Raw genomic sequence first — 15,197 nt, 5'->3', positions numbered from 1 at the left:
CTCGCCGTACGCGACACCCACTGACCGTTCCTAACCAGTGTGCGTAAGTGAGTCCTGGACCCACTGTTGCGTGCTGGCCACCCCACACGGAGGTGTAGGCGGGGTCGACCGCGACAATGCTCAGGCCCTGTTCGGCTGCCATCGACACCAGCCGGGCCTTGAGCTTCCCGGTCGGCATGCCGGAGATGAGCTGCCGGAACCTCTTCTTGCGGCCGTGCTTCTCGCGGGTCTTCTCGGCGGTGAAGTCGAGGTCCTCGATGCCGATCGCGGCGACCCCGACGTGCTTGGCCCAGTTGATGAGGCGGGTCAGGGCGTGGCGGATCTGGGCGTCTCGGTGGCCGGCCGACCCGGACAGGTTGTAGAAGAACCGCCGGGGCCCGCCGATGGGGTTGCCGTGCCGGTCGAGGTGGTAGGCGGCGAAGTGGTCGGCGTTGGTGTCGACCCCGATCATGCCCGGGCGCGGGCGGTCTCCAGCGGGATGGTCTGCACGACGGGGCGTTGCCAGGACGCGGTGAGGTACCAGCGGCCGCGGTCGGTGTCGAGGTGGATGCGGTAGGCGACGGCCCGGTTCGCGGTGATGCGGTCGGCCCACTCCGCACCCCGGTGCGCGAACGCCACGGTCGAGGTGAGGGTGTACCGGCCGTGCCGGGTGTTCGCCAGGTGCGCGAGCGGGGCAGGCAGCCTGATGCTCACTTCGCCGTCCGGGGTGACGCGGATCGTCTCGTTCCCGAACCGCTTCCCCGACTCGCCGTCCGCGGCGATGAACCAGCGTTCCGCCTCCCACCGTTCCCGCCACCGTTCCTCGGTGAGCCGGGCCTGGGGGAGGTGGTGGCGGGTGTTCAGGAGACGTCTGCCGCCCCGGACCACCCGCACCCGTCCGGCCTGCCACTCGGCGACAGCAGCAGTGTGCCGGTCTTCCAGCGCCGCGAGACGGCGGGACTTACGGAACCACTCGCCCTTGGAGCGGTAGCCACCCGCCGCGGGCTTGGTGCCCTTCGACCCGAGCGGAAGGGACAGGCGGTGCCGCAACGTCCTGATCCCGGCTTCCAGCTTCCGGATATGCGCCGCCTGGCAACGGCGCGCGAGCGCCCACTGATCGTGCGTGGCCTTCGTGATTGCCCCCGCGATCCGCGACGACGACAGCGGCGTCAGGTCCCGCTTGCGCGACGCCCAGGTGTCCGCGCCGTGCTCCAGACCCTCCGCACAACGGACCTTGAGATCACGGGAAGCCAGCGCACCCTGACGCTCCCCGACCGCACGCAGCACCCTCTCGTCCTCGGGGGTGAGGCGCTTGAGACGGTCCCTGACCGCCACCCCGCAAGGCCCGGGCACCACAAACGGCGCCGCCAACTCCCGCAAACCACCCACCACAACACCCCCGCCCCCATGCCGGACACCCGCCACCCAGCCCAACGAGCAACAGTCACCAAGGTCACCCATTCGACACCAGAACCCCCGTGCCCACCCCACATCCCACCACCAGGACTCACTCCCACACGCCACCACTCACTTCGGCTCAGTAAACCGACAGCAGCTCACAACCCTCAGGGTCGGCACCACTCGCGTGCCCGGCGCCACTCTCCCACCACACAGGGAAGCGCCGGGCACACCCATATCCGGCGCCACACCCATACCACCGGAACCCCCTGCAACGGCCCCCCTGCCCCTCCCACATCCCCCTTTCGAGTTCAGATCACCAAGCTCTGCGGCCGCGCCCCCGAAAACCCGGACAAGCTGGCACGTCCACCCATGCGCACCCGAAGGGCCCCGCAACCATGCCCACCCCGCCCCTCGCCGGCTCGACCACCGGCCCCGCCGCCCTGCGCCCCCTCATCGACACCGTCCTCACCGCACTGCACGACGGCGCCCACCGCCGCGACGGCCCCCTCCCCGCAGGCGGACCGGACGCCGTCACCCCCCGGATGCGCACCGCCACCCACCCCGTCATCCCCGACCGCGGCACCGGCCCCCACGACGCACTGCGCACCCTCGTCAGCGCCCTCGCCGAAGGCGCCGCAGACCCCGCAGACCCGCTCTGCGCCGCCCACCTCCACACCCCGCCCCTCGCCCTCGCCGCCGCCGCGGACCTCGCCGCCTGTGCCCTCAACCCCTCCATGGATTCCTGGGACCAGGCCCCCGCAGCCTCCGCCCTCGAAGCCGACATCACCGCCGCACTCGCCTCCGAGATCTACCCCCAGGCGCCCTCACCCGACGCACTCGTCACCACCGGCGGCACCGAAGCCAACCAACTCGCCCTGCTCCTCGCCCGCGAACGCAACGGCCCCGTACAGACCATCTGCGCCGCCAACGCCCACCACAGCATCACCCGCGCCGCCTGGCTCCTCGGCCTCCCCGCACCCGTCGTCATCCCCGCCCCCACAGGCGTCATGGACCTCGCCGCACTCGACGAAACCCTCACCGAACTCCACCGCCCCCTGCTCGTCACCGCCACCGCAGGCACCACCGACACCGGCCAGATCGACCCACTCGCCGACATCGCCGACCTCTGCACCACCCACGGCGCCGAACTCCACATCGACGCCGCCTATGGCGGCCCCCTCCTCTTCAGCCCCACCCACCGGGGCAAGGTCCACGGCCTCGACCGCGCCCACAGCGTCACCCTCGACCTGCACAAACTCGGCTGGCAACCCGCATCCGCAGGAATCCTCGCCACCCCCGACCGCACCCACCTCGACGTACTCCACCACCGCGCCTCCTACCTCAACGCCGACGACGACACCGAAGCCGGCCTCCCCGACCTCCTCGGCCGCTCCCTGCGCACCACCCGCCGCCCCGACGCCCTCAAGATCGCAGTCACCCTCAAGGCCCTCGGCCGCACCGGACTCGCCGACCTCATCGACCACACCGTCGCCGCCGCCCACCACCTCGCCGACCTCATCGCCAAAACCCCCACCCTCGACCTCTACGACCGCCCCACCATCAGCACCGTCCTCTTCCGCCCCACCGACGCCGACGACAACACCGTCGCCACCATCCGCCGCACCCTCCTCACCCGAGGCCACGCCGTACTCGGCCGCGCCCACACAGACAACCGCCTCTGGCTCAAAGCCACCCTCCTCAACCCCCACACCACCCCCGACGACCTCCGCACACTCCTCGACCTCGTCAACCACCTCGCCAACGACCTCGCGGAAGGCAACACCCCCCGATGACCGCCCTGCCCACCCCCGAGACCGACCAGCCACACGACCTCGTCGGCATCGGCATCGGCCCCTTCAACCTCTCCCTCGCCGCACTCGCCCACGGCATCCCGGGCACCCCCCACCCCCTCACCGCCGCCTTCTACGAACAGCGCCCCGCCTTCCACTGGCACCCCGGCCTCCTCATCGACGGAGCCAGCCTCCAAGTCCCCTTCCTCGCCGACCTCGTCACCCTCGCCGACCCCGCAAGCCCCTGGACCTTCCTCAACTACCTGCGCAGCCGCGACCGGCTCTTCCCCTTCTACTTCGCCGAGCGCTTCCACATCCAGCGCGCCGAATACGACGCCTACTGCCGCTGGGTCAGCGACCAACTCCCCGGCCTCCACTTCAGCCACCAGGTCGACGCCGTCCGCTGGAACAACGAACGCGGCCTCTTCGAAGTCGACTTCACCCAACTCGACACCGACGGCGAAGCCGAAGCACTCGGCCGCGCACACACCCGCCACATCGCCCTCGGAATCGGCACCGAGCCCTACATCCCCGACCCCCTCAAACCCCTCACCGAAGCCGAATCCCTCCCCGTCATCCACTCCGCCGACTACCTCCACCACCGCGAAACACTCCTCGACGCCGAACACATCACCGTCATCGGATCCGGACAGTCCGGCGCCGAAATCTTCCTCGACCTCCTGCGCGCCCGCCCCGCAGGCCGCGAAAAGCTCCACTGGCTCGCCCGCACCCAGGCCTTCGCACCCATGGAGTACTCCAAACTCGGCCTGGAACACTTCACCCCCGACTACAGCCGCTACTTCCACGCCCTGCCCGAATCCGTACGCGACGAACTCGTCCCCCACCAATGGCAGCTCCACAAAGGCATCGACGCCGACACCATCGCCGCCATCCACGACGAGCTCTACCGCCGCACCCTCCACGGCGGCTGGCCCGACGCCACCCTCACCCCCGGAGTCTCCGTACGCACCGCAGGACGCGTCGCCAACACCCGCGTCGAACTCCACCTCGAACACACCCAGCAGAACACCCGATCCCGCCTCACCACCGACGCCGTCGTCCTCGCCACCGGCTACCGCGAACGCTCCCTCGACCGCATCCTCACCGGCCTCGACCCCTACATGCGCCGCGACACCTCCGCACGCCCCCGCATCGACGACCGGTTCCGCCTCGTCCTCGACCCCACCGTCACCGGCAACGTCTACGTACAGAACGCCGAGCGCCACACCCACGGCGTCGGCGCCCCCGACCTCGGACTCGCCGCCTGGCGCAGCGCCACCATCCTCAACAACCTCACCGGCACCAACGCCTACCCCCTCCCGGAACGCACCGCCTTCACCACCTTCGGCCTCACCCCCCAGAACCCGACCGTCCCCACCCAGAACCCCGACCGCATCCCCCTCGCCCAAGGCAACTGACACCCGCCCCCCACACAGACAGAAGACGGCCGTCCCCTCCGCAAGGAGAGGACGGCCGCCGACCGGGGGGCGACCGCCTAGAACACCGGCGCACCGTCCCGCGTCAGACGCCAGTCCACCGAAGCGAACTGCGCACCGTCCACCGAACCCTTCGCCTGCACCCAGGCAATGATCGTGTTACGGATCTCCTCCGAGTTCGCCCACAACTGCTTGGCACCCGGCACATGCGGGAAATTGCCACCACCGCTCGCCCGGTAGTTGTTCACCGCCAGCACGAACTGCGCCGCCGGATCGATCGGCTTGCCCTCGAACGACAGATTCACGATCCGCGAACCATTCGGCTTCGCAATGTCGATCTCGTACGTCAGACCCGACACCGAGTCATAGTTGTAGTCCGGAGTGTTGTCCGCATTCGTCAGCTTCGCCGTGTCCACCGGAGCACCGGCCGCCGTCTGCACGTAGTACCGGGCAGAGAACTCCAGATAATCCTTGATCTGCGCACCCGTCAGCAGCCGCGCCTCAAGGGTGTTCTCGAACGGGTACAGACCCGCCGCGTCCTTGATCGTCACATTCCCCGCCGGGATCTGCGCCGTACGCGAGAAACAGGACGCCTGCGAAAGAACGGGAAGCGCCGCATACTCACCACCCGCCAGCGCCGCCTTCACCGTCTCCGCCTGGACGACATTGATCAGATCGATGATCGGCTCGTCCTTCCAGGCCGCCTCCGCCGTCGTCATCGCCGCCGTGGACGTCCCGATGACCTGATTGACGTACGCCACAACCTTCTTGTGCTCGTCCATCAGCAGCTTCGTGATCTCCGGGTCCTCGGCCACCGTGTTGGAGTTCAACACCTGCGAACCCGCCCTCTCCACCACCCAGCTGCCCTTCTCCCACACCAGATCGAAGTCGAACAGCGTCAGCCGCTGCCCCCACTTCAACGGCTCGGAGAGCACCACCTTCTTGCCGGTCTGCTTGTTCTCCACGAAATACTCGGGAATCTCCAGATGCGCATGCCCGACCAGGATCGCGTCGATCCCCGGAACCTGCTCGGCCACCAGACCCGCCGCGTTCTCGACATACGGGACCTGATCACCCCACGACGACGTACCGCTGTGGCCCGAGTGCGCCGACACGATCACGACATCCGCACCCATGGAACGCAGCCGCGGCACGAACTTCGCCGCCTGCTCCTCCAGACCGGGAAACACCATCTTCCCGCTGACATTCGCCTTGTCCCAGATGGCGATACCCGGGTTGGTCAGACCCAGGATCGCGACCTTCACATCCGGACCGTGCGGAGTACGCATCCTCTTGATCACGTACGGGGCGAACGCCGGCCGCAACGTCTTCGCGTCCAGCGCGTTCGCACCCAGCAGCGGGAAGTCGCACTGCTCCTCGAACTTCCGCAGCACCGGGATGCCGTAGTTGAACTCATGATTGCCGAGCGCCGCGGCGTCGTAGCCGATCGCGTTCATCGCCTGCGCCATCGGGTGCACCGGGCCGCGCTTCGCCGTGATCGGATCGACCTTGGCGTAGTAGTACGACAACTGGGTGCCCTGGATCGTGTCACCCGCATCGATCATCAGGGTGTTGTGACGGCCCTTCTCCCGGCGCACCTGGTCCACCAGCGTGGAGATCTTCGCCAGACCGACATCGTTGTGGGCCTTGTCGTCGAACTCCTTGTCGGTGAAGTAGTCCCAGTTGAAGACGTTCCCGTGCAGATCGGTGGTGCCCATCACGGTGAACGAGTACCGCTTCGGCGGACGCCCGTGGCCGTGCCCATGGCCATGACCGTGGGCCGCGGCGGGAACGGCGGAACCACCAGCGATCGCCACACCGGCACCGGCGGCCGCCGATGTGCCCAGGAACGTCCTACGGTTCAGCGGCATTTCGTCTCCCACATCTCAGTTCTCGTACAGCTCAGTACTCGTACAGCTCAGTTCTCGCAGTGCACAACGCGCGTAGATAATGACCCACGAGCCACACCCGGCAACACCCCTTGCGGGTTTCGATCTGATGACCACCCGCTGTCGTACCCGGATGCGAGAGTGGACCCATGACCGGAACGCCGCCGCCCTACGGCACCCCCGACCACCCCCGCGTCGCCGTCCGAGGCGAAGCCCGCCTCGAAGTCGACCCCGAGACCGCCCACATCGGCATCACCGTCAGCGCCCGCGGAAAAGACCGCCGCGCCGCCCTCGAAGACCTCACCCGACGCAACAACCACGTCCTCGAACTCGCACGGTCCTACGGACAAGCGGTCGAAAAGCTCGAAACCGGCGCATTCTCCATCACCCCCGAACTCACCCAGCGCGGCCGCGACGAAAAAATCCGCGCCTACCACGGACGCGTCCATGTCACCGCCGTCCTGAACGACTTCACCGCACTGGGCGAATTCACCACCCGCGTCGCCGACCTCGACATGACACGCGGCAACGGCCCCTGGTGGGCCCTGCGCCCCGACTCACCCGCCCACGCGAACGCCCGCCGCCAGGCCGTACGTGAAGCCGTCCAACGCGCCCGCGAATACGCCGACGCTCTCGGCGCCCACCTCACCGCCCTGGTCGAACTCGCCGATCTCGGCGCGGAGAACGCCGCCCCGGCCATAGCCATGCCCGTCGCACCCGGCGGCGTCCGGGGCCGCGCGGCATACGGCGGGGCAGCAGCCGAACCAGCCCCGGCCCTCGACCTCGAACCACAACGCCAGACGGTCTACGCCCAGGTGAACGCCCGCTTCACCATGTCACCGCCAAAACTATAAAGAGAATGCTCATCCGAGCACCGCGCCGCACAATTCAACACTTGTCAATAACCCTTCACCCAAAGGTTGTTGGGTCGTCATGCAGGGCCAAATATCTACCCGTAGGTAAGGTCTAGGCTCAAACCATGCGCCGAGCGAAAATCGTCTGTACCCTGGGCCCCGCCACCGACACATACGACCAGATCAAGGCACTGGTCGAAGCGGGAATGGACATCGCCCGCCTCAACCTCAGCCACGGCACCTACGCCGAACACGAAGAGCGATACCACCACGTACGCAAGGCCTCCGACGAGAGCGGACACAGCGTAGGGATCCTCGCCGACCTTCAAGGCCCGAAGATCCGCCTCGGACGCTTCCGCGAAGGCCCCGTACTCCTTGAACGCGGCGACAGCTTCACCATCACCGTCGAACCCATGGAAGGCGACCGCCACACCTGCGGCACCACCTACGACGGCCTCGCCACCGACGTCACCACCGGCGAACGCATCCTCGTCGACGACGGCCGCGTCACCCTCGAAGTCACCGAGGTCGACGGCCCCCGCGTCCACACCACCGTCATCGAGGGCGGCATGGTCTCCGACCACAAAGGCCTCAACCTCCCCGGCGTCGCCGTCTCCGTCCCCGCACTCTCCGAAAAGGACATCGAAGACCTCCGCTGGGCCCTGCGCACCGGCGCCGACGTCATCGCCCTCTCCTTCGTACGCAGCGGCCGCGACATCGAGGACGTCCACCGCATCATGGACGAGGAGGGCCGCCGCCTCCCCGTCATCGCCAAGGTGGAGAAGCCCCAGGCCGTCGAGAACATCGACGGCATCGTCGCCGCCTTCGACGGCATCATGGTCGCCCGCGGCGACCTCGGCGTCGAAATGCCCCTGGAACAGGTGCCGATCGTCCAGAAGCGCGCGATCAAACTCGCCAAGCGCAACGCCAAGCCGGTCATCGTCGCCACCCAGATGCTCGACTCGATGATCGACAACTCCCGCCCCACCCGCGCCGAAGCCTCCGACGTCGCCAACGCGGTCATCGACGGCACGGACGCGGTGATGCTCTCCGGCGAGACCAGCGTGGGCAAGTACCCCATCGAGACGGTCCGCACGATGTCCCGCATCGTCGAAGCCGCCGAGGAGGACATCCTCGCCAAGGGCCTCCCGCCCCTGAACGACCGCAACAAGCCCCGCACCCAGGGCGGCGCGGTGGCCCGCGCGGCGGCCGAGATGGGCGACTTCCTGGGCGCCAAGTTCCTGGTCGCCTTCACCCAGAGCGGCGACACGGTCAGGCGCCTCTCCCGCTACCGCTCACCCATCCCGCTCCTGGCCTTCACCCCGGACCCGGCCACCCGCTCCCAGCTGAACCTGACGTGGGGCGTCGAGACCTTCCTCGGCCCGCACGTGGAATCGACGGACGCGATGGTGGCCCAGGTCGACGAGGAACTGCTGAAGATCGGCCGCTGCGAGAAGGGCGACATCGTGGTCATCACGGCCGGCTCCCCGCCGGGAGTCGCTGGCTCGACGAACCTGGTCCGGGTGCACCACATCGGCGAGGACGACAGCGCCAGGTAGGTCAGTCGTCAGTACTTCGGCCCGACGTGGGCGTCCATGAGAGCGACGGACGCCCGTCGGGCGACGGAGATGTTGAACGGATCGCTGCCGCGAGCGAGAGTCGTCCACTCGACTCCGACCTTGTTGAGGGTGTCGGAGAGGAGCTTGCGGATGTCGTCGGACTTGTTGGCGAAGAAGTAGCGCGGGTACTCGTAGCGCTTACGCTCCCCGCCTACCAGACGGGTGGTCCAGTTGGTGATGCGGCATCCGTCGGAATGAATCAGACCACGGATGAACTCCCACGGGTGTGCGTCCACGATCTCCTGTTGCCAGTTTGCGAGGACGATCGGGCGCTCGTGCTTTCTACCGGGACCGTGCTGAGGGAAGAGGCACCAAAGGTGCTTCGAGTACATCTTCACCTGGTGGCATCCCTTTCTGCGGACCCTGCATACGGAGTTCTCGGGGAAGACGGCACGCATCGCGCTCTCGCACAGGTCCATAAGGCCGGGCCACGAATCTGCGCAGGCGACGGACAGACTGGGCGTGTGCATGGTCTTGTTCTGGACTATGTGCCCGTCACCGAGATAGAGGCCGAGAAGGTAGGCGTACGCCGAGCGGTCCAACTCTCCTTCGCATCGAGGGCAGAAGGAACGATGGGCTCCCGGGCACTCGTCACGTTTGGCGCGGTCCATGTGCTTCCAGTAGCTGACGGTGCCTGCCGGCACGTTCAGCTTCCGCGCCACGTCCGCGTTCCTTGCGCCGCCTCGGACAAGGGTGAGCGCCCGCTGTCTCACGTCAGATCCGTGGAAGTTCATACGAACACGATGAGTTACCCAATGCCACTCCGTGCAATGAAAAGCGGATGTTCACGCGAAGGTGAACATCCGCTTCTCCGATGAGTGCCCGGTGTGGGATTCGAACCCACATGCCCGAAGGCACGGTGGTTTGAGCACCGCGAGTATGACCAGTTCCTCCAACCGGGCAGGTCATGCTGGGGAAAGTGTACCGGGTCACTGAGGATTGCTGCAGCTAGGTAGGCTCAAGGACAGCAGTCCTGTCCTGGAACAAGGAGCCCCCGTGACCACGCCCGAGTCGCCCCAGCCCGCAGCCGACGACGACAAGTCGCACGTTCCGCCGCTGACGACCCGCGTCGTCATCGCCGAGGACGAGGCGCTCATCCGGCTCGACCTCAAAGAGATGCTGGAGGAAGAGGGCTACGCGGTCGTCGGCGAGGCCGGGGACGGTCAGAAGGCCGTGGAGCTCGCCCGGGAGCACCGGCCGGACCTGGTCATCCTCGATGTGAAGATGCCGATCCTGGATGGGATCTCCGCCGCGGAGAAGATCGCCGAGGAGTCCATCGCGCCGGTCCTGATGCTCACCGCGTTCTCGCAGCGGGATCTCGTCGAGCGGGCGCGGGACGCCGGAGCGATGGCGTATCTGGTGAAGCCGTTCAGCAAGAGCGACGTGGTGCCGGCCATCGAGATGGCGGTGTCGCGGTTCGCGGAGCTGAAGGCGCTGGAGGGTGAGGTCGCCGACCTCGCGCAGCGGCTGGAGACGCGGAAGCTGGTGGATCGGGCGAAGAGCATTCTGCAGACGGATTACGGGCTGTCGGAGCCGGCCGCGTTCCGGTGGATCCAGAAGACGTCGATGGACCGCCGGCTGTCGATGCAGCAGCTTGCCGAGGCGTTGATCGAGGACGCCGAGGAGAAGAAGAGGGCGGCGAAGGACGGCGACCAGTAGGCGCGCGTATCCGAGAGAGGCCCGCACCCCGGATCGATCGGGGTGCGGGCCTCTCTTGTGTGGTCGGGCGGGGTTCAGTCCTCGCCGAGGTAGGCCTTGCGGACGGACTCGTCGTGGAGGAGGTCCGCGCCGGTGCCGGAGAGGACGATCTTGCCGACCTCCATGACGTGGCCGTGGTCGGCGAGGGAGAGCGCGGCCTGGGCGTTCTGTTCGACGAGCAGGATGGTGGTGCCCTGTGCCTTGAGTTCGACGATGGTCTCCATGATCTTCTGCATCATGATCGGGGAGAGGCCCATGGAGGGTTCGTCGAGCATCAGGAGCTTGGGCTGGCACATGAGGGCGCGGCCCATGGCGAGCATCTGCTGTTCGCCGCCCGAGAGGGTTCCGGCGGCCTGCTTGCGGCGTTCCCCGAGGATGGGGAAGAGGTCGTAGGCGCGCTGGATGTCCTTTTCGATGCCTGCCTTGTCGTTGCGGAGGTAGGCGCCGAGCTGGAGGTTCTCGGTGATCGTCAGCCGGGGGAAGATGTGGCGTCCCTCGGGGGAGTGGGCGAGGCCGAGGGAGACGATCTTGTGGGCTGGGATGTTGGTGAGTGGTTTGCCGTCGAAGTGGATGCTGCCGCCGACGGGCTTGAGGAGCCCGGAGAGGGTGCGCAGGGTGGTGGTCTTGCCCGCACCGTTGGTGCCGATGAGGGTGACGACCTGGCCGGCTTCGACGGTGAAGGAGATGCCCTTGACGGCTTCGATCTTGCCGTAGGCGACGCGGAGGTCCTCGACCTCTAGCAGTGCGGTCATCGGGTGTCCTCCTCCTCGGTGCTGGTGGTGTCGGCGGTGCCGGTGGTGCTGTCGGCTGTTTTGGCGGCGCCTGCTTCGGCGGCTTCCACTTCGGCGACTTCTTCGGCGCCGGGGGCGCCTTCGAAGGGGGTGCCGAGGTAGGCGGCGACGACGCGTTCGTCGCTCTGGACGACGTCGGAGGTGCCTTCGACGAGTTTCTCGCCCTGGACGAGGACGGCGACGCGGTCGCAGAGGTTGAAGATGAACCGCATGTCGTGCTCGATGACGAGGACGGCGATGCCCTGGTCGCGGATGGCGAAGATGAGTTCTTCGGTGACGCGGGTTTCCTGCGGGTTCATGCCGGCGGTGGGCTCGTCGAGGAGCAGGAGTCCGGGGTCGCTGGCCAGTGCGCGGGCGATTTCCAGCTTGCGCTGGTCTCCGTAGGGGAGGTTGCGCGCGAGGTGGTCGGCCTTGTCCTGGAGGCCGATGAACTCCAGGAGTTCCATGGCTCGTTCGCGGCTGGCGTGTTCGGCCTTGGTGAAGCCGGGGAGCCGCAGGAGGGCGGACCAGAGGCCTTCCTTGGTCCTGGTGTGGCGTCCGACGAGGACGTTCTCCAGGACGGTCATGTTGGCGAAGAGCCGGATGTTCTGGAAGGTGCGGGCGATGCCTGCCTGGGTGACGAGGTGGGGCTTGGGCGGCAGTACGGTGCCCTTGTAGCTGACCTTGCCCTCGGTGGGGACGTAGAGGCCGGTGAGGCAGTTGAAGAAGGTGGTCTTGCCGGCGCCGTTGGGGCCGATGAGGCCGACGATCTCGCCCGCGTTGACGGTGAGGTCGACGTTGCGTACGGCGGTGAGGCCGCCGAAGCGCATGGTGACGCCGCTCGCGTCGAGGACGGTGGTGGCGGTCTTCGTGGTGGTGGTCATGGTGGTCACGCCCCCGCCTTGGCGATGCCGGCGCCGGTCTCTGCGGACTGCCGTGGCTCCGGTACGTCGAGCTGGTCGGTCTCGTGGAATTCGAGCTGTTTCCTGCGGTCGGCGACCAGGCCTTCGGGGCGCAGGCGCATCAGGAGGATGAGCGCGACACCGAAGAGGAAGAGCTGGTAGTCCTGCATGAACTGCAGCTTGGCCGGGATGAGGTAGAGCAGTGCGGCGCCGACGAGGGGTCCGCTGAGGGTTCCCATGCCGCCGAGGATGACGGCGGCGAGGAGGAATGCGGAGTTGGGCGGTACGGAGCCGGCGAACTGGTACTGCTCGGGTGTCACTGTGTAGTTGACGTGTGCCTGGACGGTTCCGGCGAGGCCGGCGAGGGTGGCGCCGAGGGCGAAGGCCAGGAGCTTGAGCCGGAAGGCGTTGATGCCCATGGCGGTGGCTGCGGTCTCGTCCTCGCGGATGGCGACCCAGGCGCGGCCGATGCGGGATTCTCCGGAGCGGCGGAAGACGAGGACGACGACGGCGGTGAAGACGAGCATCAGCAGGTAGTAGTTGGCGGACCTGCCGAGGGTGAAGCCGAGGATGTCGTGCTTGAGTCCGAAGTCGAATCCGAAGAAGTTGAGGTCGGGGATGCTCGGGATGCCCTGGGAGCCGTTGGTGAGGTCGGGGCCGCTGTTGCCGTTGAGGTTGTTCACGGTGAGGCGGAAGATTTCACCGAAGCCGAGGGTGACGATGGCCAGGTAGTCGCCGCGTAGTCGGAGTGTGGGTGCGCCGATGAGGACGCCGAAGACGAGCGAGGCTCCGGCGCCGGTCAGGACGGCGGCCCAGAAGGGGAATTCGACGCCGATGGCCGACATGGTGGAGCCGGAGACCAGGGCGGCGGCGTAGGCGCCGACGCCGAGGAAGGCGACGTATCCGAGGTCGAGGAGGCCGGCGAGGCCGACGACGACGTTGAGGCCGAGTGCCACGGTGCCGAAGATGAGGATGTTGGCGCCGATGAGCGCGTATTCCTCCTTCTGCTGTGTGAACGGGAAGCACACGGCGGCGACGAGGGCGGCGGCGAGGGTGATGTTGCGGTGCTTCGTGGTCAGCGCGGTGAGGCGGGAGACGAGTCCGGCCCGGTGGAGTGCGGTGAAGCCGAAGCCGACGGTGATGAGGAAGCCGATGAAGAGTTCGGTGTAGTCGGTGTCGATGCCGTAGGCGAAGACCTGGAGGCCGATGCCGAACGACACGACGATGATGAGGATCTCGGCCCAGTCGGGGAGCGACTTGGCGCGGGGGGCCGACGGGGCGCCGAGGCTGTTGCGGAAGCGCTGCCAGGCGCCGGCCGCTGTGGTGCTGGGGTGCGGTTGGTCGCCGGGGAGTCCGAGTGCGGCGACGGCGGCGATGAGTGCGCCGATGCCGCTGACCCAGGCGCCGGGCTCCAGGTTGACGATGCCGCCGAGGTCGTATGCGATGGCGCCGATGGTGTAGCCGGTGGTGCCGAAGGTGCCGAGCGCCAGGAGGCGGACGGGGCTGTTGGTGCCGCCGGGGGTGAGCCAGCCGAGGCCTCGGATGCCGTACCCGGACAGCGTGAAGAGCAGGGTGAGTGCGGCGCTGATGAGGGTGAGGACCTGGAGGCCGCCGGGGTAGCCGGTGACGGTGAGGTCGCCGGGGAATTCGCTGGTCCAGGTCCAGGCGAGGAAGGTGCCGGCGAGTGTGACGGCAGCGCCTGCGAGGGTGCCGATGCGGGCCGCGGCTGCGGGGATCGCGAGGATGGGGGCGGCCCCGGGTGCGGTGGTGTGGTTGGTGGTCATCGGTATCACGCCCGATCCGCGACGCGTTCGCCGAGCAGGCCCTGGGGGCGGAGCAGCAGGACGATGATGAGGAGGACGAAGGCCCATACGTCCTTCCAGGCGCCGCCGCCGAAGAGTTCCATGCCGGGGACGTTGCTCATGTAGCCGGTGGCGAGGGATTCGGCGATGCCGAGTACGACGCCGCCGAGCATGGCGCCGTAGATGTTGCCGATGCCGCCGAGTACGGCTGCGGTGAAGGCTTTGAGGCCCATGATGAAGCCCATTTTGAAGCCGATCTGGCCGTTCTTGAGCCCGTAGGCGACGGCGGCGACGGCGGCGAACGCGGCACCGATGGCGAAGGCCATGACGATGATGCGGTCGGTGTTGATGCCCATGAGTTTTGCGGTGTCGGGGTCCTGGCTGGTGGCCTGCATGCCGCGGCCGGAGCGGGTCTTGGAGACGAAGAGCCCGAGGGCGAGCATGCAGATGGGTGCCGTGATGAGGACGAAGAGGTCACCGCGCTGGATGTGGGCGCCGAAGATGTCGATCGCTTCGCCCTTGAACTGGGGGAAGGAGCGGTCCTTCTTGGCGTCGGGGTACCACTTCCAGATGGCCTGCTGGAGTGCGAGGGAGAGTCCGATCGCGGTGATCAGCGGGGCCAGTCGGGGGGCGTTGCGCAGGGGCCGGTAGGCGAAGCGTTCGGCGGCTGTGCTGACGGCGACGGAGCAGATGACGCCGCCGATGATCATGAGTGGGATGATTGCGAGGAGGGAGACGCCGGCCGGCATCCAGAGGTACACGGTGAGAGCTCCGAAGCCTCCGATCATGAAGATCTCGCCGTGGGCGAAGTTGATGAGCTGGATGATTCCGTAGACCATCGTGTAGCCGATCGCGATGAGACCGTACATCGCGCCGAGGATGAGTCCATTGGCCAGCTGTTGCGGCAGTTCGTTCACCGCAGGGCCTCCGTGGAGTGGTTCGGATATGGCACCGGGGGGGGGGGGGGGGGGGGGGGGGGGGGGGGGGGGGGGGGGGGGGGGGGGGGGGGGGGTGGGGTGGGAGGGGGAGGGGGGGAAGCGCGCCACTGGCGGACACC

General features: G+C 67.7%; 11 protein-coding genes, 1 tRNA gene and 1 pseudogene. 5 read left to right on the top strand and 8 right to left on the bottom strand.

From position 1 onward, the window contains the following. Positions 1–70: 70 nt before the first annotated feature. Positions 71–1,368 (bottom strand): annotated as a pseudogene (locus ACZ7IB_RS19070) (nuclease/transposase family protein); the annotation flags it as partial. 407 nt (positions 1,369–1,775) lie between these two features. On the opposite strand from ACZ7IB_RS19070, the gene ACZ7IB_RS19065 reads away from it, so the two are divergent. Together ACZ7IB_RS19065 and ACZ7IB_RS19060 are read left to right on the top strand one after the other, a co-directional pair. Beyond that, a complete protein-coding gene (locus ACZ7IB_RS19065; RefSeq protein WP_470913737.1) occupies positions 1,776–3,173 on the top strand; it encodes a pyridoxal phosphate-dependent decarboxylase family protein in 1,398 nt (465 codons plus the stop codon). Beyond that, a complete protein-coding gene (locus ACZ7IB_RS19060; protein WP_470913736.1) occupies positions 3,170–4,588 on the top strand; it encodes a lysine N(6)-hydroxylase/L-ornithine N(5)-oxygenase family protein in 1,419 nt (472 codons plus the stop codon). The genes ACZ7IB_RS19065 and ACZ7IB_RS19060 overlap by 4 nt, the downstream gene beginning before the upstream one ends. Positions 4,589–4,665: 77 nt before the next feature. On the opposite strand, the gene ACZ7IB_RS19055 is transcribed toward ACZ7IB_RS19060, so the two are convergent. Beyond that, a complete protein-coding gene (locus ACZ7IB_RS19055) occupies positions 4,666–6,477 on the bottom strand; it encodes a bifunctional metallophosphatase/5'-nucleotidase (protein ID WP_470913734.1) in 1,812 nt (603 codons plus the stop codon). Between the two features lie 167 nt (positions 6,478–6,644). On the opposite strand from ACZ7IB_RS19055, the gene ACZ7IB_RS19050 reads away from it, so the two are divergent. Then, positions 6,645–7,349 (top strand): SIMPL domain-containing protein, encoded by a 705-nt coding sequence (locus ACZ7IB_RS19050; RefSeq protein WP_470913732.1) that lies wholly within the window; start codon positions 6,645–6,647, stop codon positions 7,347–7,349. 125 nt (positions 7,350–7,474) lie between these two features. Further along, complete coding sequence (gene pyk / locus ACZ7IB_RS19045; protein ID WP_470913731.1) at positions 7,475–8,908, top strand: pyruvate kinase; 1,434 nt, start codon at positions 7,475–7,477, stop codon at positions 8,906–8,908. A gap of 8 nt (positions 8,909–8,916) precedes the next feature. Here the strand turns inward: pyk and ACZ7IB_RS19040 are convergent, their stop codons facing one another. Both ACZ7IB_RS19040 and ACZ7IB_RS19035 read right to left on the bottom strand, forming a co-directional pair. Further along, positions 8,917–9,702, bottom strand: coding sequence for a helix-turn-helix domain-containing protein (locus tag ACZ7IB_RS19040; RefSeq protein WP_470913728.1), 786 nt, complete (start codon positions 9,700–9,702; stop codon positions 8,917–8,919). 85 nt (positions 9,703–9,787) lie between these two features. Next, a tRNA-Leu gene (locus ACZ7IB_RS19035) sits at positions 9,788–9,870 on the bottom strand. 94 nt (positions 9,871–9,964) lie between these two features. Between ACZ7IB_RS19035 and ACZ7IB_RS19030 the strand changes: the two genes are divergently transcribed. Continuing rightward, on the top strand, positions 9,965–10,627 hold the full coding sequence (locus ACZ7IB_RS19030; protein ID WP_470913726.1) for an ANTAR domain-containing response regulator: 663 nt from the start codon (positions 9,965–9,967) through the stop codon (positions 10,625–10,627). Between the two features lie 74 nt (positions 10,628–10,701). Here ACZ7IB_RS19030 and ACZ7IB_RS19025 read toward each other — a convergent pair whose 3' ends face one another. The 4 genes from ACZ7IB_RS19025 to ACZ7IB_RS19010 are packed head-to-tail and all read right to left on the bottom strand — an operon-like array spanning position 10,702 to position 15,057. Beyond that, complete coding sequence (locus ACZ7IB_RS19025) at positions 10,702–11,418, bottom strand: ABC transporter ATP-binding protein (protein WP_470913724.1); 717 nt, start codon at positions 11,416–11,418, stop codon at positions 10,702–10,704. Further along, on the bottom strand, positions 11,415–12,320 hold the full coding sequence (locus tag ACZ7IB_RS19020) for an ABC transporter ATP-binding protein (RefSeq protein ID WP_470913755.1): 906 nt from the start codon (positions 12,318–12,320) through the stop codon (positions 11,415–11,417). The genes ACZ7IB_RS19025 and ACZ7IB_RS19020 overlap by 4 nt, the downstream gene beginning before the upstream one ends. Before the next feature lie 5 nt (positions 12,321–12,325). Beyond that, the gene (locus ACZ7IB_RS19015) at positions 12,326–14,122 is read right to left on the bottom strand and encodes a branched-chain amino acid ABC transporter permease (RefSeq protein ID WP_470913721.1); all 1,797 of its coding nucleotides are present in this window, start codon (positions 14,120–14,122) and stop codon (positions 12,326–12,328) included. A 5-nt stretch (positions 14,123–14,127) separates the two neighbouring features. Then, a complete protein-coding gene (locus ACZ7IB_RS19010) occupies positions 14,128–15,057 on the bottom strand; it encodes a branched-chain amino acid ABC transporter permease (RefSeq protein ID WP_383979180.1) in 930 nt (309 codons plus the stop codon). Positions 15,058–15,197 lie beyond the last annotated feature (140 nt).

The sequence above is a fragment of the Streptomyces sp. NPDC037301 genome, assembly GCF_055602785.1.
This window is presented reverse-complemented; position numbering and strand designations above follow the sequence as displayed.

Coding starts and splice junctions, on each gene's coding strand:
- ACZ7IB_RS19060 (WP_470913736.1), top strand. CDS start 3,170: ATGACCGCCCTGCCCACCCCCGAGACCGACCAGCCACACGACCTCGTC.
- ACZ7IB_RS19055 (WP_470913734.1), bottom strand. CDS start 6,477: ATGCCGCTGAACCGTAGGACGTTCCTGGGCACATCGGCGGCCGCCGGT.
- ACZ7IB_RS19025 (WP_470913724.1), bottom strand. CDS start 11,418: ATGACCGCACTGCTAGAGGTCGAGGACCTCCGCGTCGCCTACGGCAAG.
- ACZ7IB_RS19065 (WP_470913737.1), top strand. CDS start 1,776: ATGCCCACCCCGCCCCTCGCCGGCTCGACCACCGGCCCCGCCGCCCTG.
- ACZ7IB_RS19015 (WP_470913721.1), bottom strand. CDS start 14,122: ATGACCACCAACCACACCACCGCACCCGGGGCCGCCCCCATCCTCGCG.
- ACZ7IB_RS19050 (WP_470913732.1), top strand. CDS start 6,645: ATGACCGGAACGCCGCCGCCCTACGGCACCCCCGACCACCCCCGCGTC.
- ACZ7IB_RS19040 (WP_470913728.1), bottom strand. CDS start 9,702: ATGAACTTCCACGGATCTGACGTGAGACAGCGGGCGCTCACCCTTGTC.
- pyk (WP_470913731.1), top strand. CDS start 7,475: ATGCGCCGAGCGAAAATCGTCTGTACCCTGGGCCCCGCCACCGACACA.
- ACZ7IB_RS19020 (WP_470913755.1), bottom strand. CDS start 12,320: ATGACCACCACCACGAAGACCGCCACCACCGTCCTCGACGCGAGCGGC.